This window comes from Pseudomonas sp. MPB26 (genome assembly GCF_046605355.1).
GTDB classification, from domain to species: Bacteria; Pseudomonadota; Gammaproteobacteria; order Pseudomonadales; family Pseudomonadaceae; genus Aquipseudomonas; species Aquipseudomonas cedrina.
On record NZ_CP176793.1, the window covers coordinates 394,386 to 419,079 of the forward strand.

At 60.5% G+C, this 24,694-nt stretch carries 26 protein-coding genes and 1 tRNA gene; 10 read left to right on the plus strand and 17 right to left on the minus strand.

What is annotated here, in order from left to right; genetic code table 11:
* Positions 1 to 338 precede the first annotated feature (338 nt).
* The 7 genes from hepT to dapA all read right to left on the minus strand — a co-directional run bounded on the left by hepT (position 339) and on the right by dapA (position 4,962).
* Entirely contained in the window at positions 339 to 767 is a 429-nt protein-coding gene (gene hepT / locus ACLH0H_RS01855; RefSeq protein ID WP_076950224.1) for a type VII toxin-antitoxin system HepT family RNase toxin, read from the minus strand.
* A complete protein-coding gene (mntA, locus tag ACLH0H_RS01860; protein ID WP_411380753.1) occupies positions 757 to 1,152 on the minus strand; it encodes a type VII toxin-antitoxin system MntA family adenylyltransferase antitoxin in 396 nt (131 codons plus the stop codon). The genes hepT and mntA overlap by 11 nt, the downstream gene beginning before the upstream one ends.
* Before the next feature lie 121 nt (positions 1,153 to 1,273).
* Positions 1,274 to 1,363 (minus strand) — tRNA-Ser (locus tag ACLH0H_RS01865).
* Between the two features lie 83 nt (positions 1,364 to 1,446).
* Positions 1,447 to 2,160: a phosphoribosylaminoimidazolesuccinocarboxamide synthase gene (gene purC / locus ACLH0H_RS01870; RefSeq protein ID WP_073521641.1), complete on the minus strand. Its 714-nt coding sequence runs from the start codon at positions 2,158 to 2,160 to the stop codon at positions 1,447 to 1,449.
* A 27-nt stretch (positions 2,161 to 2,187) separates the two neighbouring features.
* Positions 2,188 to 2,946, minus strand: a complete 759-nt coding sequence (locus ACLH0H_RS01875; protein ID WP_411380754.1) for an MBL fold metallo-hydrolase — start codon at positions 2,944 to 2,946, stop codon at positions 2,188 to 2,190.
* Positions 2,947 to 2,950: 4 nt separating this feature from the next.
* The gene (gene bamC, locus ACLH0H_RS01880) at positions 2,951 to 4,066 is read right to left on the minus strand and encodes an outer membrane protein assembly factor BamC (protein ID WP_076950221.1); all 1,116 of its coding nucleotides are present in this window, start codon (positions 4,064 to 4,066) and stop codon (positions 2,951 to 2,953) included.
* Positions 4,067 to 4,083: 17 nt separating this feature from the next.
* The gene (gene dapA, locus ACLH0H_RS01885) at positions 4,084 to 4,962 is read right to left on the minus strand and encodes a 4-hydroxy-tetrahydrodipicolinate synthase (RefSeq protein ID WP_411380755.1); all 879 of its coding nucleotides are present in this window, start codon (positions 4,960 to 4,962) and stop codon (positions 4,084 to 4,086) included.
* A gap of 272 nt (positions 4,963 to 5,234) precedes the next feature.
* Between dapA and ACLH0H_RS01890 the strand changes: the two genes are divergently transcribed.
* Positions 5,235 to 5,795, plus strand: a complete 561-nt coding sequence (locus ACLH0H_RS01890) for a glycine cleavage system protein R (protein ID WP_012722773.1) — start codon at positions 5,235 to 5,237, stop codon at positions 5,793 to 5,795.
* A gap of 10 nt (positions 5,796 to 5,805) precedes the next feature.
* A complete protein-coding gene (locus tag ACLH0H_RS01895; protein ID WP_411380756.1) occupies positions 5,806 to 6,279 on the plus strand; it encodes a peroxiredoxin in 474 nt (157 codons plus the stop codon).
* 194 nt (positions 6,280 to 6,473) lie between these two features.
* Here the strand turns inward: ACLH0H_RS01895 and ACLH0H_RS01900 are convergent, their stop codons facing one another.
* Positions 6,474 to 7,544, minus strand: a complete 1,071-nt coding sequence (locus ACLH0H_RS01900) for an AI-2E family transporter (protein ID WP_076950218.1) — start codon at positions 7,542 to 7,544, stop codon at positions 6,474 to 6,476.
* A gap of 29 nt (positions 7,545 to 7,573) precedes the next feature.
* The gene (locus ACLH0H_RS01905) at positions 7,574 to 7,813 is read right to left on the minus strand and encodes a sulfurtransferase TusA family protein (RefSeq protein ID WP_010212198.1); all 240 of its coding nucleotides are present in this window, start codon (positions 7,811 to 7,813) and stop codon (positions 7,574 to 7,576) included.
* 94 nt (positions 7,814 to 7,907) lie between these two features.
* Here ACLH0H_RS01905 and ACLH0H_RS01910 point away from each other — a divergent pair, with 94 nt between their 5' ends.
* Positions 7,908 to 9,341, plus strand: coding sequence for a M48 family metalloprotease (locus ACLH0H_RS01910; protein WP_076950216.1), 1,434 nt, complete (start codon positions 7,908 to 7,910; stop codon positions 9,339 to 9,341).
* Between the two features lie 60 nt (positions 9,342 to 9,401).
* Here the strand turns inward: ACLH0H_RS01910 and ACLH0H_RS01915 are convergent, their stop codons facing one another.
* From ACLH0H_RS01915 to rpoE, 4 genes are all read right to left on the minus strand, one after another.
* On the minus strand, positions 9,402 to 10,838 hold the full coding sequence (locus ACLH0H_RS01915; protein WP_186693196.1) for a DegQ family serine endoprotease: 1,437 nt from the start codon (positions 10,836 to 10,838) through the stop codon (positions 9,402 to 9,404).
* Positions 10,839 to 11,061: 223 nt separating this feature from the next.
* Positions 11,062 to 12,024 (minus strand): MucB/RseB C-terminal domain-containing protein, encoded by a 963-nt coding sequence (locus tag ACLH0H_RS01920; protein ID WP_411380757.1) that lies wholly within the window; start codon positions 12,022 to 12,024, stop codon positions 11,062 to 11,064.
* A 15-nt stretch (positions 12,025 to 12,039) separates the two neighbouring features.
* The gene (locus ACLH0H_RS01925; protein WP_411380758.1) at positions 12,040 to 12,627 is read right to left on the minus strand and encodes a sigma-E factor negative regulatory protein; all 588 of its coding nucleotides are present in this window, start codon (positions 12,625 to 12,627) and stop codon (positions 12,040 to 12,042) included.
* A 32-nt stretch (positions 12,628 to 12,659) separates the two neighbouring features.
* Complete coding sequence (rpoE, locus tag ACLH0H_RS01930; protein WP_003172477.1) at positions 12,660 to 13,241, minus strand: RNA polymerase sigma factor RpoE; 582 nt, start codon at positions 13,239 to 13,241, stop codon at positions 12,660 to 12,662.
* Positions 13,242 to 13,704: 463 nt separating this feature from the next.
* Here rpoE and nadB point away from each other — a divergent pair, with 463 nt between their 5' ends.
* The gene (nadB, locus tag ACLH0H_RS01935; RefSeq protein WP_411380759.1) at positions 13,705 to 15,321 is read left to right on the plus strand and encodes an L-aspartate oxidase; all 1,617 of its coding nucleotides are present in this window, start codon (positions 13,705 to 13,707) and stop codon (positions 15,319 to 15,321) included.
* On the opposite strand, the gene ACLH0H_RS01940 is transcribed toward nadB, so the two are convergent.
* Positions 15,290 to 15,736, minus strand: coding sequence for a protein YgfX (locus tag ACLH0H_RS01940; protein ID WP_411380760.1), 447 nt, complete (start codon positions 15,734 to 15,736; stop codon positions 15,290 to 15,292). The genes nadB and ACLH0H_RS01940 overlap by 32 nt on opposite strands.
* The gene (locus ACLH0H_RS01945) at positions 15,720 to 15,974 is read right to left on the minus strand and encodes a succinate dehydrogenase assembly factor 2 (protein ID WP_076950210.1); all 255 of its coding nucleotides are present in this window, start codon (positions 15,972 to 15,974) and stop codon (positions 15,720 to 15,722) included. The genes ACLH0H_RS01940 and ACLH0H_RS01945 overlap by 17 nt, the downstream gene beginning before the upstream one ends.
* Positions 15,975 to 16,113: 139 nt before the next feature.
* Here ACLH0H_RS01945 and ACLH0H_RS01950 point away from each other — a divergent pair, with 139 nt between their 5' ends.
* Positions 16,114 to 17,055 carry a YgfZ/GcvT domain-containing protein gene (locus ACLH0H_RS01950; RefSeq protein WP_411380761.1) on the plus strand — a complete coding sequence of 314 codons (942 nt, stop codon included), beginning with the start codon at positions 16,114 to 16,116 and terminating at the stop codon, positions 17,053 to 17,055.
* Between the two features lie 36 nt (positions 17,056 to 17,091).
* The gene (locus tag ACLH0H_RS01955; RefSeq protein ID WP_411380762.1) at positions 17,092 to 17,913 is read left to right on the plus strand and encodes an HDOD domain-containing protein; all 822 of its coding nucleotides are present in this window, start codon (positions 17,092 to 17,094) and stop codon (positions 17,911 to 17,913) included.
* On the opposite strand, the gene ACLH0H_RS01960 is transcribed toward ACLH0H_RS01955, so the two are convergent.
* A complete protein-coding gene (locus tag ACLH0H_RS01960) occupies positions 17,914 to 19,299 on the minus strand; it encodes a sensor histidine kinase (RefSeq protein WP_411380763.1) in 1,386 nt (461 codons plus the stop codon).
* Positions 19,292 to 19,963, minus strand: a complete 672-nt coding sequence (locus ACLH0H_RS01965; protein ID WP_076950204.1) for a response regulator — start codon at positions 19,961 to 19,963, stop codon at positions 19,292 to 19,294. The genes ACLH0H_RS01960 and ACLH0H_RS01965 overlap by 8 nt, the downstream gene beginning before the upstream one ends.
* 230 nt (positions 19,964 to 20,193) lie before the next feature.
* On the opposite strand from ACLH0H_RS01965, the gene ACLH0H_RS01970 reads away from it, so the two are divergent.
* The 4 genes from ACLH0H_RS01970 (at position 20,194) to ACLH0H_RS01985 (ending at position 24,308) form a co-directional block, all read left to right on the plus strand.
* Positions 20,194 to 21,177, plus strand: a complete 984-nt coding sequence (locus ACLH0H_RS01970; RefSeq protein WP_169376430.1) for a Bug family tripartite tricarboxylate transporter substrate binding protein — start codon at positions 20,194 to 20,196, stop codon at positions 21,175 to 21,177.
* Between the two features lie 135 nt (positions 21,178 to 21,312).
* Positions 21,313 to 21,771, plus strand: a complete 459-nt coding sequence (locus ACLH0H_RS01975; RefSeq protein ID WP_411380764.1) for a tripartite tricarboxylate transporter TctB family protein — start codon at positions 21,313 to 21,315, stop codon at positions 21,769 to 21,771.
* 1 nt (position 21,772) lies between these two features.
* Positions 21,773 to 23,287, plus strand: a complete 1,515-nt coding sequence (locus ACLH0H_RS01980) for a tripartite tricarboxylate transporter permease (RefSeq protein ID WP_411380765.1) — start codon at positions 21,773 to 21,775, stop codon at positions 23,285 to 23,287.
* Positions 23,280 to 24,308: an AbrB family transcriptional regulator gene (locus tag ACLH0H_RS01985; protein ID WP_411380766.1), complete on the plus strand. Its 1,029-nt coding sequence runs from the start codon at positions 23,280 to 23,282 to the stop codon at positions 24,306 to 24,308. Before ACLH0H_RS01980 ends, ACLH0H_RS01985 begins: the two co-directional genes overlap by 8 nt.
* The last annotated feature ends 386 nt before the right edge of the window (positions 24,309 to 24,694 follow it).

Here is a 24,694-nt window from a genome sequence, read left to right on the forward strand (position 1 = left end):
CACAACGTAAGCGACTGTTTCGGAAAAGCTTGGTAATGAGAATTCCCAGAGTGGAACTTGAGCACCCACATCTCTGAGCTAGCCTCAGAAGGTCGCCGGTGTGGCGACATACTTGCAAAGGGAGCTTATATGCCAACGCGATATCGTGATGCGGTAACAGGGGAATACGTGACAGAGGGCGAGGCAAAGAAAAGGCCGAGGGAGACGGTTAAGGAGACGGACAAAAAGCCACCAGCAAAACCGCAGGGCAAGAAACTGAAGGGTCATGCAGTGCCAAATCGCAGAGTGGGATCAATGGTCAGCCAGGCCCGTCTCGATGTAGCGTTCACGAGGTTTTTTTAAAGCCGCCGGACGGCCGAGTCCTTAGTTAAAATGTGCGAACTGAATGCCAGGAAATCGCCCAGGTGCTGAGTAATGATCGCAACCGTGATCGGCAACTGAAGCGTTTGATACTCATGCACGGCGATATTGCGGAAGCCGACCATATTCTTCAGGTTGGTCAACAAAGATGGGCTCACCCAACCGCCCTGAGCCAGCAGTTCGAACACGTCGCGCGCGCCTTGGGGAACGCCAAGGCGCTCACGACGAATCAGATGCTGCCCCATGTCCAGCGCGGCTTCACATGCACGCTGAATATTGAGAATGGCTGCATCCTGGCGAGTGTAATCAGTGGCAAAACTGGCAGGGTCCTTTTCATATTCCTCCCGGGCACGCGCCACACAACGCTCAATGCTGGCAGCCTTGTTGATGAGTACGTCATCGACCATATACCGTCCCGTCCTTATGAATGTCGGCTAGCAGCCCGGCTCTGGCAGCATCCAACGCCGTTTTCTCGCTGAGAATATAGCTCTCAAAAATACCTGCCTGACTGTCCTTACTCCAGAGCAGGCGCCCTGTCGTTATGACTTGGTATTGCATGACGGTTGACGCAGCACGCAAGTCCAACAAATCGACAGGTACTTTGACGATATCCGCCAACTCTCCAGATAGGCGCCACAACTGCAGTGGGTCAATACGCCCCTCAACCAGAGCAGCCAGGTCAAGGTCACTGTCTGCCTGTGCCTCGCCCGTTACCTGGCTGCCAAACGCATACACCGCCAACAGACCAGGGAGGTTCGCCCGTAAATGCGTGAGCACTGTTTCAAAGTTCATGATCGACCCGCATTGGAATCCGGTGATGATGACCGTAGCAGAATTCACTTGACCCTTTCTGCTACAAAAACAAAAACCCCCAACAACATTTAAGTTATTGGGGGTTCTCGTTTACAAATAATGGCGGAGAGATAGGGATTCGAACCCTAGGTACCGGTGAAGGTACAACGGATTTCGAATCCGTCCCATTCGGCCACTCTGGCATCTCTCCAACGGCGCGCATCATAACAGCATGATTCGAGGATGCAAAGCGCCGAGGCGATTTTTTTCCGTGCTATCAGATGCTTGCGTCGATTAAAGCGGTACGCCGAGGCGCTTGGCGACTTCTTCGTAGGCTTCGATCACGTCACCCAGGCCCTGGCGGAAGCGGTCTTTGTCCATCTTCTTCTTGGTGTCCTTGTCCCACAGGCGGCAGCCGTCCGGGCTGAATTCGTCGCCCAGGACGATGGAGCCGTCGTGGAACACGCCGAATTCGAGCTTGAAGTCCACCAGCAAGAGGCCTGCGTCGTCGAACAGCTTGCTCAGCACGTCGTTGACCTTGAGGGACAGCTCCTTCATGCGGACCAGTTGCTCAGCGGTGCCCCAGCCGAACGCCACGACGTGGGATTCGTTGATGAACGGGTCGCCCTTGGCGTCGTCCTTCAGGAACAGTTCGAAGGTGTAGGGGTTTAGCTTGAGGCCCTCTTCGACGCCCAGGCGCTTGACCAGGCTGCCGGCGGCGTAGTTACGCACGACGCATTCCACCGGGATCATGTCCAGCTTCTTGACCAGGCACTCGTTGTCGCCCAGCAGTTTGTCGAATTGGGTCGGGATACCGGCCGCTTCGAGCTTCTGCATGATAAAGGCGTTGAACTTGTTGTTCACCATGCCCTTGCGATCAAGCTGTTCGATGCGCTTGCCGTCGAACGCCGAGGTGTCGTTGCGAAACAGCAGGATCAGGCGGTTGGCGTCGTCGGTCTTGTATACCGACTTGGCTTTGCCGCGGTAGAGTTCTTCACGTTTTTCCATGATGGGCTCCGCTTGCTAAATGGTGGGCTAGGCGATGTGTCGCCAGTCGAGCCCTGAATCTTGATCGGCCAGTTGCAGCCAGTCCGGGTCGCACCCGAGGGTGTCGACAAAACATTGCCGGGCAAGCGTCGGCAGGTTGTTCTTGCTGCTCAGGTGGGCCAGGACCAGGTGTTGCAAGTCTTGCCAGCCCAACTCATACACCAGGTACGCCGCCTGGTGGTTGTTCAAATGCCCCAGTTCGCCGCCCACCCGCTGCTTGAGAAAGTACGGGTAATGCCCGCGAGCCAGCAGGTCTCGGCAGTGGTTGGACTCGATCATCAGCGCATCGAGGTTCCGGTAACCGTCCAGCACCTTGGCGCAGTAGGAACCCAGGTCGGTGAGTACGCCGAAGCGCCGCTCGCCATCACTGAATACATATTGCGTCGGCTCCTGGGCGTCGTGCGCAACGGCAATGACATCGATGCCCAGGGCACCGATCTGCAGTTGCTCGCCACCGGCCAGGAAACCCGCAGGTTCAATGGGTTTGCGCATCCCGCGCAAGGTGCCGCGACTGAGGTAGACCGGAAGATTGTAGCGCCGAGACAGCAAACCCACGCCATGCACGTGGTCGGCATGTTCGTGGGTCACTAGAATCGCGCTCAGCTGCGCGGGGTGAACCCCCAGCCGCAGCAGGCGCCGCTCGGTTTCCCGTAACGAGAAACCACAATCCACCAGCACATAGGTCTCGTCATGTGCGACCAGCGTGCCGTTCCCTTGGCTACCGCTGCCGAGAACGGCAAAACGCATCGGATCAGCCCAGGTTGTCCTGAATCACGCCCAATACTTTGCGCGCTGTTTCAGCGGGCGCAACGGTATTGATGTTTTTCTCGACGGTGACTTGCACGGCGTCGCCTACCTTGCTCAAACGAACCTGGTAACGCTCGGCGCGGGTCTCGATCTCTTCCTTGGTCGGCTGGCTGCCGAACAGCTTGCCGAAGAAACCGGGCTCTTCATCTTTACGCTCGGCCTTCTCAGCCACGTTGATGTAGTACAGGCCCAGGCTGCGGTTGATGTCTTCAACACGCCATGGACCCTGCTCCAGCGCGCGGCCAACACTGGCCCAGGCACGGTCGAGGTCTTCACCCAGGTTGAGCACCACGTTACCGCTGCCGTCTTCGGTGAGGCTGACACGGCTCGGGGTGTCGTAATCGCGTGCCGCGAGCAGGGATACCGAACCACCCTTCTCAGAGATACGGCTCATGCTGGCCAGCATTTCGTCGACCAGTGCCGAGTCGACGCCGGTATTGACCGAGCGGTTGGTGAACTCAACGTTGGCCGTGCTGCCGGCGGGACGCTCGGCGCTGACCACGTAGACTTCACTGGTATTGCGCTGCACGCCTGGCTCGATGCGCACACGCACACGGGCTTCGCTGTCGGCGGCTACACCACCGGCCTGCAAACGCTTGGCCATGGTGGCCGACAGTTCGCTGCCCTGCTGCCATGCGGTGGTGAACTCACCGGTCTGCGGGCGCTGTTCGTCGATGCGAAAACCATTGTCCTGAAAGAACTGCACGGCCACCGGCCAGACTTCGGCAGGTGGGCGCTGGGCCACGATCCAGCGGGAGTCGCCGCTCTTCTGCAGGCTGTAGTCGCTGGCATCCGCCACGGACGCGATCGGCTGCGGACGCGGTACCACGTACTCACCCTTGGTGGTGTCGTCGGCGACGTTGCGCGGGATCGGCAGCAACGGGTCAAGGCGCTTGGCGACATTGACGCCCGGCGGCAATTCCATGGGTTTGGTGGGTTGGGCTTCCAGGTAATCGCTACCGCGGTCACGGAAGTAGCCTTCCGGGCCCCAGATCCAACCGCAGCCACTGGTGCTGGAGATAATCAAGGCAAGTGCGGAAAGTCCGGCCAATCGCTTCATGCGTAGTGCTTCCTCAATTAAACCAGGACGCCGGACTGGCGCAGGGCCTGTCGCAGCGGTTCGTGACAGGCTTCACTGAGACGGGTGAGCGGCAGACGGATACCGTCCGGCATCATGCCCATTTCAGTCAGCGCCCATTTCACGGGAATAGGGTTGGATTCGATAAACAGTGTCTTGTTGAGCGGCATCAGCTTTTCGTGGATGGCACGGGCGGTCACGGCGTCGCCGGCGATGGCGGCGGCGCACATGTCGCTCATGGCGCGCGGGGCCACGTTGGCGGTCACGCTGATGTTGCCTTTGCCGCCCAGCAGGATCAGCTCCACGGCGGTGGCGTCGTCACCGGAATACAACAGGAAGTCGCTGCTGACGCCGGCCAGAATGTCCTTGGCGCGCTGCAGGTCGCCAGTGGCCTCCTTGATGCCGATGATGTTCGGCACAGTGGACAGGCGGATCACGGTCTCGGCCTTCATATCGCACGCGGTACGACCCGGTACGTTATAGAGGATCTGCGGGATATCGACAGCTTCGGCAATGGCGCAAAAGTGCTGGTACAGGCCTTCCTGGGTCGGCTTGTTGTAATACGGGGTCACCAGCAGGCAGGCATCGGCGCCGGCCTTTTTGGCGTTTCTGGTCAACTCGATGGCTTCACGCGTCGAGTTGGCGCCCGTACCGGCGATCACGGCAATACGGCCCGCGACGCGCTTGACCACGAACTCGATCACCTGGATGTGTTCTTCCACATCGAGGGTGGCGGATTCACCGGTGGTGCCGACCGCCACGATGGCGTTGGTGCCTTCTTGCAGGTGGAAGTCCACCAGTTTGCCCAGGCTGTCCCAGTCAAGACGACCTTGTGCATCCATGGGTGTGACCAGTGCCACCATACTGCCCGCAATCATGCAACCGCTCCTGCCGGAAAAAGAGAGCGGTAATGGTACTGGCGCCAAGATGCTTGCACAAGCGAAGTACCGCCTGAGGATGCGTTCTGGCGCAACTAAACGACAGGTAAGGCCATCATCGGGCCAAAGCACGCCATGAAGCACGATGAAATAGGACCGATCACGCAATGAAACCGCCACCTCCTATCCCTTGGCGGCGCTTTTCGCTACCCTTGATCCTTTGATCGATACAGCCCCACGGTATCGACCGCTCATCGTTTTAGGAAGGCTGCATGTCCACCCCCACAGTTCGCGAACAATTCCTTGTTATCAGTGCCCTCGGCGCCAACCCCATGGAGCTGACCAACGTCCTGTGCCGCGCCAGCCATGAAAACCGCTGCGCCGTCGTAACGTCGCGCCTGACCCGCCATGGCGAGTGCAGTGCATTGGTCCTGCAGATTTCCGGCACCTGGGATGCCCTGGCGCGCCTGGAGACCGGCCTGCCGGGCCTGGCCAAGAAGCATGACTTCACGGTCAACGTGGTGCGCAGCGCCGCCCTCGAGAACCGGCCACAGGCCCTGCCCTACGTGGCGTATGTCAGCTCGGCCTATCGTTCGGACATCGTCAACGAGCTGTGCCAGTTCTTTATCGACCACAATGTCGAGCTGGAGAACCTGACCTGCGACACCTACCTGGCTCCGCAGACCGGCGGCACCATGCTGAACGCCACGTTCACCGTCACCTTGCCGGCCGGAGTGCAGATCAGTTGGCTGCGCGATCAGTTCCTGGATTTCGCCGACGCGTTGAACCTCGACGCACTGATCGAACCATGGCGCCCACAGAACCCAATGTAAGGAAGTTTTCATGGCGGTAGTCATCGATACACCGGTCCCCGATTTCGAAGCCCAGGCCACCAGCGGGCAGACTTTCAACCTCGCCGCACTCAAGGGCAAGCAGGTGGTGATCTACTTCTACCCGAAGGACAGCACGCCGGGCTGCACCACGCAGGGCCAGGGTTTTCGGGATCAGCATGAAGCGTTCAAGGCCGCCAACACCGAGGTGTTCGGCGTTTCGCGCGACAGCTTGAAGTCTCACGAGAACTTCAAGGGCAAGCAGGCATTCCCCTTTGAGCTGATCAGCGACAAGGATGAAGCGGTTTGCCAGTTGTTTGATGTGATCAAGCTGAAGAAGCTGTACGGCAAGGAATACCTGGGCGTGGATCGCAGCACCTTCCTCATCGACAAGGACGGCGTGTTGCGCCAGGAATGGCGCGGCGTGAAAGTGCCGGGGCATGTGGATGCTGTTCTGGCAGCGGCCCAGGCGCTGAATAAGACCTGAATTTCGCTCTGGAGCGAGCTTTTGTGGCGAGCGGGCTTGCCCCGCGTTGGGCTGCGCAGCAGCCCCAAAACCAGCCTCTGCGGAATGTCTGATACACCGCATGCGTCTTCCATAGGGGTGCTTCGCCCCCCAACGCGGGGCAAGCCCGCTCGCCACAAAAGGCCCGCTCGCCACTGGTTTGCCGCGCGACAGAATTATAATAGCGGTGCTACAACCGGCTCCTTGCGCGGCCACGCATCCAGCACAGCCTTGAACAGCGTCGCCAGGGGTATCGCAAAAAACACACCCCAGAACCCCCACAACCCCCCAAACAACAGCACCGCGCAGATGATCGCCACCGGGTGCAGGTTGACGGCCTCCGAAAACAGCAGCGGCACCAGCACATTGCCGTCCAGGGTCTGGATGATCCCGTATACCGCCATCAAATAGATGAACTGGTCGCTCCAGCCCCACTGGAACAGTGCGATCAAGGTCACGGGCACTGTCACCACCACGGCGCCGACGTACGGCACCACTACCGATATTCCCACCAGCAACGCCAGAAGGGCCGCGTAGTTCAGGTCCAGGGCGATAAAAGCGATGTAGGTCACGCCTCCACAGATGATGATTTCGATCACCTTGCCACGAATGTAGTTGGCGATCTGCCGGTTCATTTCCTCGGCAACGCGAGTGATCAGTGCACGTTCGCGCGGCAGGTAGCCCCGCACCCAGCGGCCGATCATCACGCGGTCCTTGAGGAAGAAGAACACCAGGATCGGTACCAGCACCAGATAGATCATGATATTGACCAGCAGCGGCAGGCTGGACAGGGAAAAGGTCAACGCCCATTGCCCGAACTTTCCGATCTCGCCGCGCGCCACTTCGATGGCTTGCAGCACCTGCTCATCCGAAACCAGGTGCGGGTAGCGCTCCGGCAACAGCAGCAACAGCGACTGCCATTTGGCGAGCATGCCCGGCAATTCATTGAACAGCGTAATCAACTGGTGCCATAGCAACGGCAACACCACCACGATAAACAGCACCAGCAGCCCCATGAACAAAGCGAACACCAGCCCCACGGCCGCCCCGCCAGGCAAGCGCAAGCGCTCCAAGGTGGTGACCAGGCCCTGCATCAGATACGCCAGTACCATCCCTGCCAGCACTGGCGCCAGCATGCCACCCAAGGTGAGCACGGCCGTAAAGGCCAGGAACAGCAGGACCGCCAGCACCACTGCTTCTTCATCGGAGAAGTAGCGCTGGATCCAGTCTCGTAACACTTTGAACATCAATCAACCTCGGAGGATGGGCAAACGGTTCAGGCCTTGCGCAACCAGTAACGGTACACACCGGCGGCGTCTTCTTCATGCAACAGGGTGTGGCCGGCCAGTTTGGCAAACGTGCGAAAGTCCCGCTGGGAGCCCGCATCCGTAGCGATCACCTTGAGCACCGCGCCACTGGCCAGGCGATTGAGCTCCAGCTTGGCCTTGAGCAAGGGTAATGGGCAATTGAGGCCGCTGGCGTCAAGTTCGGCATCAAAGGCTACAGCGTCGGTCATGGTTTTACTCCGGGCACGCATTCGGGCGCTTAGAATATCTGGTCCGAAGCTCAGTGTCCGGCTACAGTAAGCTCTTTGTCGAAAGGCTCTGTGCATGACTTTTTTGCGCCCCACCCTGCTGACGCTGGCTTGCCTGCTGGCCTCCCCAGGCTTCGCCGACGACCTGCCGTCACTTGGCGACGCCAGTTCTGCCATTGTCTCGCCACAACAGGAATACCAGTTGGGTCGCGCATGGCTGGCCTACCTGCGCGGGCAGGTCTCGCAACTGAACGACCCGCAGCTCAAGGATTACGTCGAAACCAGCGTGTACAAACTGGTGGAAACCAGCCAGGTCAATGACCGGCGCCTGGAGTTCATCCTGATCAACAGCCCGCAACTCAACGCCTTTGCGGCGCCAGGCGGCATTGTGGGGGTGAACGGCGGGCTGTTCCTCAACGCCCAGACCGAAGGGGAATATGCCTCGGTACTGGCCCATGAACTGGCGCACTTGTCCCAGCGTCACTTCGCCCGTGGCGTGGAAGCGCAGCAGCGCATGCAGATCCCAATGATGGCAGCGCTGCTTGGCGGCATCATTGCGGCGGCGGCCGGTGCTGGCGATGCCGGCATCGCGGCGATTGCCGGCACCCAGGCCGCCGCGATCCAGGAACAGCGCAGGTTCTCTCGGCAAAATGAACAAGAGGCCGACCGCATCGGTATCGTCAACCTGGAAAAGGCCGGCTACGACCCACGCTCGATGCCGACCATGTTCGAGCGCCTGGGCCGCCAATACCGCTTCGACGCCAAGCCACCGGAGTTCCTGCTGACGCACCCGGTCACCGAATCACGGATCGCCGACACCCGTAACCGCGCCGAACAAGCCAAACCCGGCGGCAAGGAAGACAGCCTGCGCTATCAGTTGATTCGCGCACGGGTGCAGTTGCAGTACGAAGACACTTCCGGCCTGGCCGCCAAGCGTTTCCAGGCGCAACTGGACGAGAACCCGAAGAACGACGTGGCGCGTTACGGCCTGGCCATCGCCCAGATCAAAGCCTCTCAGTTCAAGCAGGCGCGGGACAACCTGGCACCGCTGCTGGCCAAGGCACCAAACGACATCACCTACAACCTGGCGCAGATCCAACTGGATATCGACAACAATCGCCTGCCTGATGCCCAGCAACGCACGGATCGGCTGCTCACCCAGTACCCCGGCAACTATCCGCTGAACCAGATTCGGGTCGACCTGTTGCTCAAGCAGAACCGTACGGCCGATGCCGAGAAAGCCCTGGATGCACTGCTCAAATCCCGTCCCGACGACCCCGACGTCTGGTACCAGGTCGCCGAAACACGCGGCTTGTCCGGCAACATCATTGGCCTGCATCAAGCGCGCGCCGAATATTTCGCGCTGGTGGGCGATTTCCAGCAGGCGATCCAGCAGTTGGATTTTGCCAAGCGCAGGGCCGGGAGCAATTTCCCCCTGTCTTCTCGTATCGACGCACGCCAGCGTGAGCTGATCGAACAGGAACGCCTGGTCAAAGGCATGATGAGCTAAACCCATCGCGCACAAAAAAGCCCCGCTTTCGTTAAACGAAGGCGGGGCTTTTTTACCGAGTTACTCGGCCAGCTTGAACGTAATGAAGCTTGCACGTCCCTGACGCAATACGCGCATCGACACCGAACGATTCTTCGGCAACGCCTTGGCGATGTCGGTGAACTGCTTGGTGCTGTCGATTGCCTGATTGTTCAGGTGAGTGATCACATCACCGGGCTGCAGGCCGATCAGCGAAGCAGGACCGTCCTGCACTTCCTTGATCACGACGCCGCTCTTGAGGTCGAAGGTCTTCTTCTGCTCAGGGGTCAGCTCGGCCACGGCAATGCCCAGGCGATTGCTGCTGCGCTCGGCACCCGGCTTGGCGTTGCCCAGGGCATCCAGGGTTGCGCCCTCTTCAGGGATGGCGCCAACGGTCAGCTCAACGTTCTGGCGCTTGCCATCGCGGATCACTTCCAGCTTGGCCTTGCTGCCAGCCTTGAGCGCGCCCACCAGATGCGGCAGGTCGGCTGACATGACGATCGGCTGGCCGTTCATGCTCAGAATCACGTCGCCGACCTGCAGGCCACCTTTGGCAGCCGGACCGTCGTCCTGAATCTGCGCGACCAGGGCACCGGCCGGCTTATCGAGGCCGAAGGATTCAGCCAAGTCTTTGTTCACTTCCTGGATCACCACGCCCAACCAGCCACGACTGACCTTGCCACCGCTTTTCAGCTGGTTGGAAACGTCCATGGCGACGTCGATCGGGATGGCGAAAGACACACCCATGAAACCACCGGAACGGGTGTAGATCTGCGAGTTGATCCCAACCACTTCGCCCGCCAGGTTGAACAGCGGGCCACCGGAGTTACCCGGGTTGATTGGCACGTCGGTCTGGATGAACGGCACATAGTTTTCGTTCGGCAGGCTGCGGCCAATTGCGCTGACGATACCTTGGGTAACGGTATGGTCGAAACCAAACGGCGAACCGATGGCGACGACCCATTGCCCGGCTTTCAGGTCCTGGGATTTACCCAGCTTCAGCACCGGGAGGTCCTTGCCTTCAATTTTCAGCAAAGCCACATCGGAACGTGGATCGGTGCCGACCAGTTTGGCTTTGAGCTCACTGCGATCAGCCAGGCGCACCAGGATCTCATCGGCGTCGGCAATCACGTGGTTGTTGGTGAGGATGTAGCCGTCCGGCGAGATGATGAAGCCGGAACCCAGGGACTGCGCTTCACGCTGGCCACCACCGCCACGGGGCGTGCGCGGTTGGGGCATGCCGCGCTCGAAGAACTCGCGCAGCATTGGCGGCAGGCCTTCAAGGTCCGGCATTGGCTGGTTGGAGACTTTGCGATCCGGCAGTTTTTGCGTGGTGCTGATGTTCACCACAGCTGGCGAGGCCTGCTCGACCAATTGGGTGAAGTCAGGCAACTCGACTGCTTGCGCAGGCAAGGCCTGGCCCAGCACCAATACCGTGGCGATTATGGATAGATAGGACTTCAAGCGTGGTATCGACATACAGCTCCCGTTACGACGAGCAGGGTTGAGCGACAGGGTTCAAGAAACGCCGCAATACGACCGGCATCTTTGTTCCGCGAACAAAACAAGGCCAGCGCCGACAGCCCTGACCTATAAAAAACATGAGTGATTTTTGCAAGTGAAAATGCTGATCCAGACATTTCATGCTCTCGGCAACCCACCTGCCATGCGCCTACAGTGAAACGTCAGGATGAACATAAGATTAACGATTCACGGCTGGCTTTTTTTCACCGCGCACCGACAACGCGATACGTTCAGCGGTGCCGACAGGGATCTCGCCCACCACCGTGACCATCATTTCGCCATCTACCGTGTTCAGGCGGCGGGAAACAGCCACCGTCGGGCCCAGTTGCGTGCGGGCCTCCGTGACGCCCCCATCGCTGACCGGCTCAAGGAACACAGAGAAACGCGCCAGCCCGTCGCTATACATCAGGCTGTCTACCGTTGTTTTGGTCTGTGCGTCCTTACGAGCACTGCTGGTGGTCAGTTGAAAACCTGGCGGCAACCATTCCATATGCCACGTCTCGGTGGACTGTACCTTGGGTGCCTTGCTACTCGCCACGGTAATCGGTGCACATTCGACACTGGGTTGCAGATCGCGGTCGTCAGGCACGACGGACGTATTCAATCGCGTGAACTGGAAGCGCTCAAGCAACTGGTCTTTATCATTCAAGAGCAAGGATTTGAGCGGCAGCGCGGTTTCACGGTCCAGGTGCAGTTCAAAACCGTAGCGGTATTGATCACGCGGCGTGATCGACACGATCACCGCATTTCGACCGGCCACACGGGATTTGCCAATAACGGCCAGTTCGTAGAATTGATTGAGTTTTTGCGGATCCAGCGCACGCGAGGGTGCGTCACGGGAATTGCCAAGGCCTGCGACAAGGGTGCCGCTGACGCATTGCGTGCGGCCATCCACTCGCACAACTTCCTGGGCAGAACCATCGAGCTGCAAGAGGCGCTCACGGACCTGGCCATTCTGGACTCTGTGCCAGATGTCATGGGTGGAGAAACTGCCGTTACGTTCGTAGACGAACGTACCTTGAAAGCTTTGCTGCTGCTCTGCACGCCCAAGTCGAGTCAGCCAGTCTTGGGCTTCATCGGCATGGGCGGGGAGTGCTAAGCAACCACTGAGCAAAAGCGTAAGGAGCGGTATGGCTCGCATAGAGCTCCTTACGGATTAGCGGTTTTCCAGACTTGCTGCGCGAGCATAGGGCAGAGCGGTTTCAGTGCCTTTCAGGGCCGATTCCTGTGCGTGTTGGCGCAGGTAGCCTGGAAGACGCTGGTCTTGCCAGCCGGATTGCCCTTGCAAGACGCCATTGGCCATAGGCCCGGTGGTGTCGGAGCTTTCCTTGTAGCCGGCCAGTACCGCCGGGCCTTTGACTTGCGGACCGGCCATGACCGGCTGCTGAGTCTGCTGGGCCAGTTCGGCACCGGCGATTTCGTCCTGGTTGTACAGGCGAACACCCGCCAGCACGGCAACAGTTACCGAGGCAGCGACTGCCAGGCGGCCCAGGCTACGCCAAGGACCACGAGCAGCTTTTGCCGGAACGGCTTCATCAGCCAGCGCGGCAGAAACGGCCGCAGCAATATCCAGACGAGGGATTAGAAGATCCTTGTGCATCACCGCCCGAGCGACTTGGTAACGAGACCAGGTATCACGGGTTTGGGCATCATCAAATGCATTGAGCACCCGACGAAGTTCCAGTTCATCCGCTTCGTTATCCATCACTGCGGACAGCGATTCCTGCAGGGCATCACGACTCATGGCGGTTCCTCTCTTGGCTGTCGCCGCTGTCTTTAGTTCTCTTGCAACAACGGTTGCAAGGCTTTATCGATGGCTTCCCGGGCCCGGAAAATCCGTGACCTTACAGTCCCCACCGGACACTGCATGACGCTCGCAATGTCTTCGTAACTCAGACCATCGAATTCACGTAAAGTTAACGCCGTACGCAAATCTTCTGGCAGTTGCTGAATTGTGCGATGAACGGTGCCTTCGATCTCGTCGCGCAGCAATGCACGCTCCGGGGACTCGAGATCCTTGAGCCCGTGATCACCATCGTAAAATTCCGCATCTTCTGAACTTACATCGCTATCCGGTGGGCGGCGTCCGCGAGACACCAGATAGTTCTTCGCCGTGTTGATGGCGATTCGGTATAGCCACGTGTAAAACGCACTATCACCGCGAAAATTACCAAGTGCACGGTAAGCCTTGATAAAGGCTTCCTGTGCAACGTCCTGCGCTTCATGGGTGTCGTGCACAAACCGCACGATCAACCCGAGAATTTTGTGCTGGTATTTCAGCACTAGCAGATCAAAAGCTCGCTTGTCGCCACGTTGTACGCGCTCGACCAGCTGCTGATCCTCTTCCTGGGTTAGCATGAACACTCCTCGTTGTACTCGTAGGAGGCTTGCATAACTAAACGATCAGGCTTGCAAACATAGACTCGGTCTTTTCGCAAAAGTTCTCCCCCTTCAAGCAAGTTTCCGGCACGCACTGATTTGGCACACACGAAAAACGCAGCGCGGGCAACGCCGGCTGCGCGAATAATCTTGTCGCCGGTTTTTCTGACGCGTCCAATGCTCCCGACGGGCCAATAAACTCAACGTTTTCCCAGCTTTCGGGCAACCTGCTATTGAGTCGGGGCTCATGCAAAAAGTTCCCGTCCCAAAACCGGCCAATTTCACCCGAGCTGTGCACCGTAATCTCAGATTGCCACGAATGCCCGGCTATTGTGCCGCTCCACCCCTCTATATACTAGTGGCCCGTGTGACCCTTTGATTCGCCGATCCAGGCGTCCTGTTTGCGCCAACCCTTCGGATCGCTTTTTGCGGAATCCTTCAAATGAGCCAACAGTTTCAACACGATGTCCTGGTGATCGGCAGCGGCGCGGCCGGCTTGAGCCTTGCGCTGACCCTTCCCAGCCACCTGCGCATTGCAGTGCTGAGCAAAGGCGACCTGGCCAACGGCTCGACGTTCTGGGCCCAAGGCGGTGTTGCCGCCGTGCTGGACGACACCGATACGGTGCAGTCCCATGTCGAAGACACCCTCAACGCCGGCGGCGGCCTGTGCGATGAAGAAGCGGTACGCTTCACCGTGGAGCACAGCCGCGAAGCCATCCAATGGCTGATCGACCAGGGCGTGCCGTTCACGCGTGACGAACATGCGGGCAGTGAGGACGGCGGTTTCGAATTTCACCTGACCCGCGAAGGCGGCCACAGCCATCGCCGCATCATCCACGCCGCCGACGCCACCGGCGCTGCGATTTTCAAGACGCTGCTCGAACAAGCCCGGCAACGCCCCAACATCGAATTGCTGGAGCAGCGTGTCGCCGTCGACCTGATCACCGAAAAACGTCTGGGCCTGGACGGAGAACGCTGCCTTGGCGCCTACGTGCTCAACCGTGGCAGCGGAGAAGTCGACACCTACGGCGCGCGCTTCACTGTCCTGGCTTCGGGTGGCGCGGCCAAGGTCTACCTCTACACCAGTAACCCGGACGGCGCCTGTGGCGACGGCATCGCCATGGCCTGGCGCTCCGGCTGCCGCGTGGCCAACCTGGAATTCAACCAGTTCCACCCCACTTGCCTGTATCACCCACAGGCCAAGAGTTTCCTGATCACCGAAGCTCTGCGCGGCGAAGGCGCGCACCTGAAGCTACCCAACGGCGAGCGCTTCATGCAGCGCTTCGACCCGCGCGCCGAACTCGCGCCCCGCGATATCGTCGCCCGCGCCATCGACCATGAAATGAAGCGCCTGGGCGTCGACTGTGTCTATCTGGACATCAGCCACAAGCCCGAGGCTTTCATCAAGACCCACTTCCCCACGGTGTACGAGCGCTGCCTGGCCTTCAACATCGACATCACCAAAGGCCCGATCCCCGTGGTGCCGGCCGCGCACTACACCTGCGGCGGCGTGATGGTCGACAGGCACGGCCGCACCGACGTACCCGGCCTCTATGCGATCGGCGAAACCAGCTTCACCGGCCTGCACGGCGCCAATCGCATGGCCAGCAACTCGTTGCTTGAGTGTTTCGTCTATGCGCGATCCGCGGCGGCGGACATTCTCGAACAGCTGCCACGTATCGCGGTGCCGGCCGCCCTGCCCCGCTGGGACGCCAGCCAGGTGACCGATTCGGACGAAGACGTGATCATCGCGCACAACTGGGACGAGCTGCGCCGCTTCATGTGGGACTACGTGGGGATCGTGCGCACCAACAAACGCCTGCAACGGGCGCAGCACCGCGTACGCTTGCTGCTGGATGAGATCGACGAGTTCTACTGCAATTACAAGGTCAGTCGCGATTTGATCGAGCTGCGCAACCTGGCTCAGGTCGCTGAACTGATGATCCGCTCAGCCATGGAGCGCAAGGAAAGCCGGGGCCTGCATTACACCCTCGACTACCCGCAAATGCTGCCCGAGGCCCGCGACACTATCCTGGTGCCAACCACCTACGGCGGCTGAACTTCAGGCGTACCCGCAGGCGCCGGTGCATATCGGCGCTTTGCGCGTCCCTGGGCACGCAGATCGTGCGCACCCGCCACTCCCCCGGCACCCGATAACGCAGCACCACGATCAAAGGCAAGGCCAGGCTGTCTGGACGCAACTGCACGCCGTGCCAACCACGCTCAGCGCTGAAGAGCTGCCAGCCATCCGCATCACGGCGCAGGCCACGGACGGACGAACGGTGCGTCAACAGGATAAAACGCGGCAAGACCCAGGTGGCGTGCGCCATACACAGCAGCATGCCCAGGCTCGAATAAGGCAGCTCAATCGCCGACAGCGCACCCAACGCGAACAGCTGGGCGAGGAAATACGCCGCCAGCAACAGCCGTGAGGCCTGCCAGCGGCATTCGAAAACATTACTTGGGCTGGACACGATCCAGAATCATCCGGACCATGCGCTGCAGCTCCGGGTCTTCGGACTCGGCACGCTCCATGAACCAGCCGAACATGTCCTGGTCTTCGCATTCCAGCAGCCGTACATACAGGTCGCGATCTACCTGATCGAGCGTCGCGTAGACCTCTTTGGTGAAAGGTACCAGCAACACGTCCAACTCCAGCATGCCGCGACGGCTGTGCCAGTAGAGACGATTGATTTCGACTTCTTCGACCATGGAGCGCTCCTCAAATAGAGCGCAAGTATACAGGCCCGACGGCACCGGAACAGTCGGCTGTGGTCACCCGCGACGAAACTATCCATTTGCCGGGCGCCCCTCTATGATGCACCTATGACTTTTTGACCTGCGATGACCCATGGCTGACTCTGCTTTCTTCTGCCCCCTGTCCCACGAAGGTATTCTCGCCGTCCGCGGCGCCGACGCGTCCAAATTCCTTCAGGGCCAACTGACATGTAACCTCAACTACCTGAGCGATACCCAGGCCAGCCTCGGCGCGCGCTGCACACAAAAAGGGCGCATGCAGTCCAGTTTCCGCATTTTGCTGCAAGGTGACGGCGTGCTACTGGCCATGACCACCGAGCTGCTGGAGCCACAACTGGCGGACCTGAAGAAATACGCGGTGTTCTCCAAATCCAAACTCACCGACGAAAGCGTCGCCTGGGCGCGCTTTGGCCTGGTGAATGCCGATCCGGCCCTGGCCAGCCTTGGCCTTGAGTTGCCGGCCGAGACTGACAGCGTCGCCCGCCATGAAGCATTGATCGCCCTTCGCGTCTCCCCTGGCCGGGCCGAACTCTGGGTGCCCGCCGAGCAAGCCGAGAGCGTGCGCAGCCAACTGGCCGAACACCTGCAACAAGCTGACTTGAATGAATGGCTGCTGGGCCAAATCCGCGCCGGCATCGGCCAGGTCATGCCGCAGACACGCGAATTGTTCATCCCCCAGATGCTCAACCTGCAAGCCGTAGGCGGCGTGAGCTTCAAGAAGGGCTGCTACACCGGCCAGGAAATCGTCGCGCGCATGCAGTACCTGGGCAAACTCAAGCGCCGCCTGTACCGCCTGCGCCTTGATACGACGCAACTACCCGAGCCAGGCACGCCGCTGTTTTCACCCAACCACAACAGCTCGATCGGCGAAGTGGTCCTTGCAGCAAAAGCTGACCAGACCGTTGAACTTCTGGCCGTATTGCAAGCCGAAGCTGCCGATAGTGGCGATGTGCATTTAGGCACACTGGAAGGGCCCGGCTTGCAACTGCTCGATCTGCCTTACACGCTTGACCGTGATCGAGAGATCCAGCGTTAGTCGCCGTACCTTTTTGCAACACCCTAGAGATCATGAATGAACAAGCTGGCGGAAAAAGTCCAACAGGCTTTGGTGAAGGCCATCGGCAACGATGACCTGGTTCTGCCGACATTGCCGGAAGTGGCCCTGAACATTCGCCAGGCCGCCGAAGACCCGGAAATCAGCATCAGCCATTTGAGCAAAGTCATCGGTCGCGACACCGCACTGTCGGCGCGCCTGATCAAAGTGGTCAACAGCCCGTTGTTGCGTGCCACCCAGGAAGTCACCGACCTGCACACCGCCATCACCCGGCTGGGCACCAACTACAGCAGCAACCTGGCGATCGGCCTGGTGATGGAGCAGATCTTCCATGCCCGCTCCGATGTGGTTGAACAAAAGATGCGTGATGTGTGGCGCCGCAGCCTGGAAGTCGCCGGGGTGAGTTACGCCCTGTGCCGCAGCCACAGCCAGCTCAAGCCGGACCAGGCAGCCCTCGGCGGCCTGGTGCACCAGATCGGTGTTCTGCCGATCCTGACCTACGCCGAAGACCACTACGAGCTGCTCGCGGACCCGGTCAGCCTCAACCACGTCATCGAAAGCATTCATCCGCTGCTCGGCGACAAACTGCTGGGCGTCTGGGACTTCCCGGAAATGCTGGCGAAATTGCCTGGCCTGTACCTGGACCTGGAGCGCGACTCGGCCAGCCTCGACTACATCGACCTGGTACAGGTCGCCGTGCTGTATTGCCATCGCGGCACCGATCACCCGCTGGCACAAGTGGACGTCTCCAGCGTGCCGGCCATGAAAAAACTGCGAGTTGACCCCTACAGCGAAAAGCTGCGCACCGAGCTGGATGAAGCCCGCTCGATGTTTTATTGATCAGCCCGCGATAAAACTCACCCGCACTTTCAACCCCGCCTGCTCGCCATCGTGCAGGCTGATCTGCGCCAGATGCGCCCGGCAGATTTCACCGACAATCGCCAGCCCCAGCCCCGAGCCCATGCCCTGCTGACTGCGGCGATAGAAGCGCTCGAATACCCGGTCCCGCTCATCCAGCGGGATACCGGGGCCATCGTCTTCAACTTCCAGCACCGCCGGCGCCGTCACCCGCAGGATCACGTTGCCGCCGGGCGGCGTGTGGGCCAGGGCGTTGTCCACCAGGTTGCTCAGCAACTCGTTCAACAGAGTGGGCTCTCCACGCAGCCACACCGGCTCGTCGGCTTCCAGCGCCAGTGCCACGCCACGTGCGTGAGCCAGCGGCGCCATGGCCATGCCCAGCTCCCGGGCCAACTGGCTGAGATCGAGTAACTGCGCGCCGCCTTCGGCAATCGCTCGGGCGCCGTTTTCGATACGCGCCAGGGACAACAGCTGGTTGGCCAGATGAGTCAGGCGGTCAGTGCCCTGGGCCGCGGTTTCCAGCGTGTTGCGCCAGATGGCGGGTTCCTCTGCGCGCAAGCCCAGCTCCAGCCGGGCCTTGAGCGCGGCCAGCGGCGTGCGCAGTTCATGGGCCGCATCGGCAATGAATTGCGCCTGGCGTTCGAACTGGCCGCGCAAGCGCTCGGTGAAGTGGTTGAGGGAGCGCACCAGAGGGCCGAATTCATCTTGCACCTCCACCAAGGGCAGCGGACGCAAATCGTCGGGCTGGCGCTCTTCCACCGCCGTGCGCAGGCGCTCCAGTGGACGCAGCGCCGCACTCACGGCAAACCACACCAGCAACAAGGCGCCGATGGCGAGCATACCCAGGCGCAGCAAGGTATCGGCCATCAGGCTGCGGGCCATGCTCACGCGCGCTTCATCGGTTTCGGCGACACGGATTTCCGCCATGCCGTTCATGTTCGGTTCGGATACGGCTTTGAGCAAGCTGACCACGCGCACCTGCTGGCCCTGGTAGACAGCGTCGTAGAAGCGCGCCAGCGCCGGATAATCGTCGGTGCGAGGCGTACCGGGTGGCGGGCCGGGAAGGTTTTCGTAGCCGGAGATCAGCTTCTGGTCGATGTCATTGACCTGGTAATAAATACGCCCGGCGCTGTCGTAGGCAAAGGTGTCCAGGGCCACATAGGGCACATTGGCGCTCAAGGTGCCGTCCACCTCGGTCAAGCCGGCGGCGATGGTGCGCGCCGAGGCCAGCAGCGTACGGTCGTAGGCGGTGTCGGCGGCCTCGCGGCCATTCCAGTAGGCACTCATGCCGCTGGCCAACATCAACAGCACCAGCAACAATGCCAGGTTCCACAATAAGCGCCAGCGCAGGCTGCTGGGCTTATGCATCGCGGGCTTCCAGCAAATAGCCGAGACCTCGGAAGGTCACGATGGCGATGGGCTGGCCGTCGAGTTTCTTGCGCAGGCGGTGCACGTAGATTTCGATGGCATCGGGGCTGGCCTCTTCGTCCAGGCCGAACACTTGGGAGGCCAACTGCTCCTTGCTCATCACCCGTCCTGGGCGGGCGATCAGCGCTTCAAGCACCGCTTGCTCCCGGGAGGTGAGCGTCATCAACTCGCCGCCCACGGTGAACCGCCGGGTATCGAGGTCGTAGACCAGCACGCCGCAGGTCTGCTGCCGCTCCCCGCCCAACACGCTGCGTCGCAGCAGTGCCTTGACCCGCGCTTCCAACTCCGTCAGCTCGAAAGGTTTGGCAAGGTAGTCATCAGCCCCCAGGTTCAGGCCGTGAACGCGGTCCTTCACATCACTGCGCGCGGTCAGCATCAGCACCGGTAGGTTTTTTCCACGGCCGCGCAAACGTGCGAGCACCTCGAAACCGTCCATGCGCGGCAAACCCACGTCGAGGATGACCACTGCGTATTCCTCACTGCTCAGGGCCAGGTCCGCAGCCACGCCATCGTGCAGCACATCGACGGTCAAACCCGTGCTCTTGAGCGCCTGGGCCACACTTTCGGCGAGCTGCAGGTGGTCTTCAACCAGAAGGACACGCATGGATTTCTACCTTATTCGGGGTGGTCGGCGCCACGCTTTGCGAGGCAGTTTACAGGCGCCGCCTGCCCTGTGAAGCCCGAAAACATTGAAAGACAGTTGAAAGGTTACTGAAAGCTTCGCCGTTTAGCATCAGGCGACGGCAGGTTACGCCCGCCAAGCTATTGAGCGATAGCACCCGAAAAACGCCTCGAAGCGTTTTCGCCAAATAAGAACAATAAATGGAGACACACATGACGTTCCCCCTACGTAAACTCGCCCTCGCCGCCGGCTGCATGCTGTTCGCCGGCCACCTGCTGGCCGCCGAAGAACCCAAGCGCCCCGAATGCATCGCCCCGGCCTCCCCTGGCGGCGGTTTCGACCTGACCTGCAAACTGGTGCAAAGCGCACTGGTCAACGAAAAACTGTTGAGCAAACCGATGCGCGTGACCTACATGCCAGGCGGCGTGGGCGCAGTGGCGTACAACGCCGTGGTCGCCCAGCGCCCGGCGGACGGCGGCACCCTGGTGGCGTGGTCCAGCGGTTCGTTGTTGAACCTGGCACAGGGCAAGTTCGGGCGCTTCGATGAAAGCGCCGTGCGTTGGCTGGCAGCAGTCGGCACCAGCTACGGTGCCATCGCCGTGAAAGCCGATTCGCCCTACAAGACCCTCGACGATCTGGTCAAAGCCTTGAAGAAAGATCCGGGCAGCGTGGTGATCGGTTCCGGCGGCACTGTTGGCAGCCAGGACTGGATGCAAACCGCGCTGATCGCCAAGGCCGCCGGGATCAACCCACGCGAGCTGCGTTACGTGGCCCTGGAAGGCGGCGGTGAAATCGCCACCGCCCTGCTCGGTGGTCATATCCAGGTGGGCAGTACCGACATCTCCGACTCCATGCCGCACATCTTGAGCGGCGACATGCGCCTGCTGGCGGTGTTCTCCGAAAAGCGTCTGGACGAGCCGGAAATGAAGAACATTCCGACCGCCAAAGAGCAAGGCTACGACATCGTCTGGCCAGTGGTGCGCGGTTTCTACCTGGGGCCAAAAGTCAGCGATGCCGACTACGCCTGGTGGAAAGACGCCTTCGACAAGCTGCTGGCCTCCGACGAGTTCGCCAAGCTGCGTGACCAGCGCGAGCTGTTCCCGTTCGCCATGACCGGCCCGGAGCTGGACACCTACGTGAAGAAACAGGTGGCGGACTACAAAGTGCTGGCCAAAGAGTTCGGCCTGATCCAGTAACCGTCCTCCCTGTGTGAGCGGGCTTGCTCGCGAACAACGTCAACGATCACACGCGCTATCTGGATAGACGTACGTGGTGTCTTTGAGTTCTTCGCGAGCTCGCTCGCTTCTGCAAGCGTAGCCTTGGAGTTTCCTATGCTCATACAACGTATTTTTGCCGCCGTGCTGCTGCTGGCCTGCGCCGGCCTGGCGCTGATGGCCTGGCCGTATCAGGCAGCCTTTTCCTACGAGCCGGTCGGGCCACGCGCCTTCCCGCTGCTGATGCTCGGGCTGATGAGCCTGGCGCTGATCTACATGCTGATTCGCCCGCAAGCGACCCAACACACCGAAGAAGAGCCGGCGCTGGACCGCGACACCCTGGTCAAGATCGGCGTGTGTGTCGCGCTGTTGATCGTGTTCGCCGGCACCTTCGAACCCCTGGGCTTCATCCTCAGCAGCCTGCTGATCGGCATCCCTATGGCACGCCTGTATGGCGGCCGCTGGTTGCCCAGCGTGGTCATCGTCGGCCTGATGGCCATCGGTCTATATCTGCTGTTCGATAAAGTCATGGATGTGCCGCTGCCCCTTGGCCTGCTCGACGTTCTGGAGAACTGACATGGATACTTTCGGCTATTTGGGCCAGGGCTTCGGCGTTGCACTGTCCCCTTACAACCTGATAACCGCGTTGTGTGGCACCTTGATCGGCACCGTGGTTGGCCTGTTGCCGGGCCTGGGGCCGATCAACGGCGTGGCGCTGTTGATCCCCATCGCCTTCGCCCTCGGCCTGCCGCCGGAGTCGGCCTTGATCCTGCTCGCCGCCGTGTACCTGGGCTGCGAGTACGGCGGGCGTATCAGCTCGATCCTGTTGAACATTCCGGGCGAAGCTTCCACCGTGATGACCACCCTCGACGGCTACCCGATGGCCCGCAAAGGCCTGGCCGGCGTAGCACTGTCGTTGTCGGCCTGGAGTTCGTTCATCGGCGCATTCATCGCCACCTGCGGCATGGTGCTGTTTGCGCCGCTGCTGGCCAAATGGGCGATTGCCTTCGGCCCGGCGGAATATTTCGTCCTGATGGTGTTCGCGATTGTTTGTCTGGGCGGCATGGCCGGTGACAAACCCTTGAAGACGTTCGTGGCGGCGTTGATCGGCCTGTTCCTGTCGGCCGTGGGCATCGACGCCAACAGCGGCGTGTACCGTTTTACCGGCGACAACATCCACCTGACCGACGGCATCCAGTTTGTGGTGTTGGTGCTGGGCCTGTTCTCGATCAGCGAGATCCTGTTGCTATTGGAAAAAACCCATCGTGGCCAGGAAGCCGTGAAAGCCACCGGCCGGATGATGTTCAACCTGAAGGAAGCGTCTTCGGTTTTCGCAGTCAACATCCGTTGCGGCCTGCTCGGCTTTATCATGGGTGTGCTGCCGGGCGCGGGTGCTACGTTGGCCTCGGCCGTTGCCTACATGACCGAGAAACGCCTGGCCGGCGCCAGCGGCAAGTTCGGCCAGGGCGACATGCGTGGCCTCGCCGCGCCGGAAACCGCGATCGGCGCCTCCGCCTGCGGTGCGCTGGTGCCGATGCTGACCCTGGGCGTGCCCGGCTCGGGCACCACCGCCGTGATGATCGGTGCCCTGTCGCTGTACAACATCACGCCCGGCCCGCTGCTGTTCCAACAGCAACCGGACATTGTCTGGGGCCTGATCGCCTCGTTGTTCATTGCCAACATCATGCTGGTGATCCTCAACATCCCGATGATCCGAATCTTCACCCGTATCCTCGCCGTGCCGAACTGGGCGCTGGTGCCGGTGATCGCCATCATCACCGCGATTGGTGTATACGCGGTGCACGCCACCACTTTCGACCTGTTCCTGATGGTCGGCATCGGCATCTTCGGCTACATCCTGCGCAAGCTCGACTTCCCGCTGTCGCCAGTGCTGCTGGGCTTTATCCTCGGCGGCCTGATGGAGCAGAACCTGCGCCGCGCGCTGTCGATCTCCAACGGTGCGCTGGAGATCCTGTGGTCGAGCCCGATCACCTTTGGCGTGTGGGTACTGACCGCGTTGATGCTGATGTTCCCGCTCGTGCGCATCTACCGTAAACGTGCCTTGCAGCGTCGTGCCCTGGCCGATGTCTGAGGTCACTTTTAAACATTGGTGGGGAACACCACTGGTCGGCCTGGCCGGCGGTTACCTGGCCAGCCTCGTCGGCTGGCCGTTGCCGTACATGGTCGGTTCGTTGTTGGCGATCATCCTGGTGCGTTGCCTAACGCCATGGCAGTTGGCGGAAATTCCCGGCGGTCGCAAATGCGGCCAATGGGTCGTGGGCATCGGCATCGGCCTGCACTTCACGCCGCTGGTGATCGAGCAGGTGATGAGCCACTTCGGCCTGATTTTCTTCGGCGCGCTGGTCACCAGCCTGTCGAGCGTGGTCGGTGTGTGGTTGATGCGCCGCAGTGGCGAAGACCGTGCCACGGCGTTTTTCTCAAGCATGCCGGGTGGTTCCGGCGAGATGGTCAACCTTGGCGCGCGCAACGGCGCGGTACTCAGCCGTGTGGCGGCGGGGCAAAGTCTGCGGGTGCTGGTGGTGGTGCTGTGTGTGCCGGCGATCTTCAAGTATCTACTGGAAGGCGGCGCGCCGCAGTTTCATCCGGCACCGGTGAGTTGGCCTTGGTTGTTGATGCTGTTTCCGATGGGCGCTCTGGTGGCCTGGGGTTGGCAGCGTTTGCGCCAGCCTAACCCTTGGCTGTTCGGGCCGTTGCTGGTGAGTGCGACGGCCAGTGTTGTCTGGGACCTGCATATCGGTTTGCCCGACGGCGGCAGCCAGATTGGCCAGTGGTTGATCGGCAGCGGGTTGGGTTGCCATTTCAACCGACAGTTCTTTCGCAGGGCTCCATCCTTTATGGGGCGCACCTTGATCGGCACCGCCTTGACCATGGCGCTGGCGACACTGGCGGCTGTGGGCCTGAGTGCCCTGACCCTCTTGGACCTGCGCTCGCTGACCTTGGGCATGATGCCCGGCGGGATTGCGGAGATGAGCCTTACGGCCGAAACCCTGCAGCTGTCGGTGCCGCTGGTGACGGCGATGCAGGTGATGCGCTTGTTATTTGTGTTGTTTTTGGCCGAGCCGTTGTTTCGATACTGGAACCGTCAACCCTGACCCTAAAGAGTGGTCCTTTCAGAGGCCATCTCCGCTTGTCTGAACTGTCAATTCTCACAGCTAGCCATGCTCATCTTTGTGGGCCATTTATGGTGTGACTACCCATTGAGGAGCGCATCATGGCGGCCCCAACCGAAACAACGCTCGAAAATGACGATGAAGAACCCGCCGCAATCGTAGGCACGCTTGCCGTTCCGGGAGCCCCAATCGCCTTGTACTCAATGGAGATGGAACGCGCCTGTATGTCGCAAGCGCCACACTCCCACAGGGTATTACGGTCATCGATACAGCGACCTTTAGCCTCCTGCGCATGATAACCAATGTGGGATCACCCATTTGGCTGGCCATGCACCCCACTGTCCCTCGCCTTTATACCAGCGATAACA

Coding starts and splice junctions, on each gene's coding strand:
- hepT (WP_076950224.1), bottom strand. CDS start 767: ATGGTCGATGACGTACTCATCAACAAGGCTGCCAGCATTGAGCGTTGT.
- mntA (WP_411380753.1), bottom strand. CDS start 1,152: ATGAACTTTGAAACAGTGCTCACGCATTTACGGGCGAACCTCCCTGGT.
- purC (WP_073521641.1), bottom strand. CDS start 2,160: ATGGAAAAACGTGAAGAACTCTACCGCGGCAAAGCCAAGTCGGTATAC.
- ACLH0H_RS01875 (WP_411380754.1), bottom strand. CDS start 2,946: ATGCGTTTTGCCGTTCTCGGCAGCGGTAGCCAAGGGAACGGCACGCTG.
- bamC (WP_076950221.1), bottom strand. CDS start 4,066: ATGAAGCGATTGGCCGGACTTTCCGCACTTGCCTTGATTATCTCCAGC.
- dapA (WP_411380755.1), bottom strand. CDS start 4,962: ATGATTGCGGGCAGTATGGTGGCACTGGTCACACCCATGGATGCACAA.
- ACLH0H_RS01890 (WP_012722773.1), top strand. CDS start 5,235: ATGTCCACCCCCACAGTTCGCGAACAATTCCTTGTTATCAGTGCCCTC.
- ACLH0H_RS01895 (WP_411380756.1), top strand. CDS start 5,806: ATGGCGGTAGTCATCGATACACCGGTCCCCGATTTCGAAGCCCAGGCC.
- ACLH0H_RS01900 (WP_076950218.1), bottom strand. CDS start 7,544: ATGTTCAAAGTGTTACGAGACTGGATCCAGCGCTACTTCTCCGATGAA.
- ACLH0H_RS01905 (WP_010212198.1), bottom strand. CDS start 7,813: ATGACCGACGCTGTAGCCTTTGATGCCGAACTTGACGCCAGCGGCCTC.
- ACLH0H_RS01910 (WP_076950216.1), top strand. CDS start 7,908: ATGACTTTTTTGCGCCCCACCCTGCTGACGCTGGCTTGCCTGCTGGCC.
- ACLH0H_RS01915 (WP_186693196.1), bottom strand. CDS start 10,838: ATGTCGATACCACGCTTGAAGTCCTATCTATCCATAATCGCCACGGTA.
- ACLH0H_RS01920 (WP_411380757.1), bottom strand. CDS start 12,024: ATGCGAGCCATACCGCTCCTTACGCTTTTGCTCAGTGGTTGCTTAGCA.
- ACLH0H_RS01925 (WP_411380758.1), bottom strand. CDS start 12,627: ATGAGTCGTGATGCCCTGCAGGAATCGCTGTCCGCAGTGATGGATAAC.
- rpoE (WP_003172477.1), bottom strand. CDS start 13,241: ATGCTAACCCAGGAAGAGGATCAGCAGCTGGTCGAGCGCGTACAACGT.
- nadB (WP_411380759.1), top strand. CDS start 13,705: ATGAGCCAACAGTTTCAACACGATGTCCTGGTGATCGGCAGCGGCGCG.
- ACLH0H_RS01945 (WP_076950210.1), bottom strand. CDS start 15,974: ATGGTCGAAGAAGTCGAAATCAATCGTCTCTACTGGCACAGCCGTCGC.
- ACLH0H_RS01950 (WP_411380761.1), top strand. CDS start 16,114: ATGGCTGACTCTGCTTTCTTCTGCCCCCTGTCCCACGAAGGTATTCTC.
- ACLH0H_RS01955 (WP_411380762.1), top strand. CDS start 17,092: ATGAACAAGCTGGCGGAAAAAGTCCAACAGGCTTTGGTGAAGGCCATC.
- ACLH0H_RS01960 (WP_411380763.1), bottom strand. CDS start 19,299: ATGCATAAGCCCAGCAGCCTGCGCTGGCGCTTATTGTGGAACCTGGCA.
- ACLH0H_RS01965 (WP_076950204.1), bottom strand. CDS start 19,963: ATGCGTGTCCTTCTGGTTGAAGACCACCTGCAGCTCGCCGAAAGTGTG.
- ACLH0H_RS01970 (WP_169376430.1), top strand. CDS start 20,194: ATGACGTTCCCCCTACGTAAACTCGCCCTCGCCGCCGGCTGCATGCTG.
- ACLH0H_RS01975 (WP_411380764.1), top strand. CDS start 21,313: ATGCTCATACAACGTATTTTTGCCGCCGTGCTGCTGCTGGCCTGCGCC.
- ACLH0H_RS01980 (WP_411380765.1), top strand. CDS start 21,773: ATGGATACTTTCGGCTATTTGGGCCAGGGCTTCGGCGTTGCACTGTCC.
- ACLH0H_RS01985 (WP_411380766.1), top strand. CDS start 23,280: ATGTCTGAGGTCACTTTTAAACATTGGTGGGGAACACCACTGGTCGGC.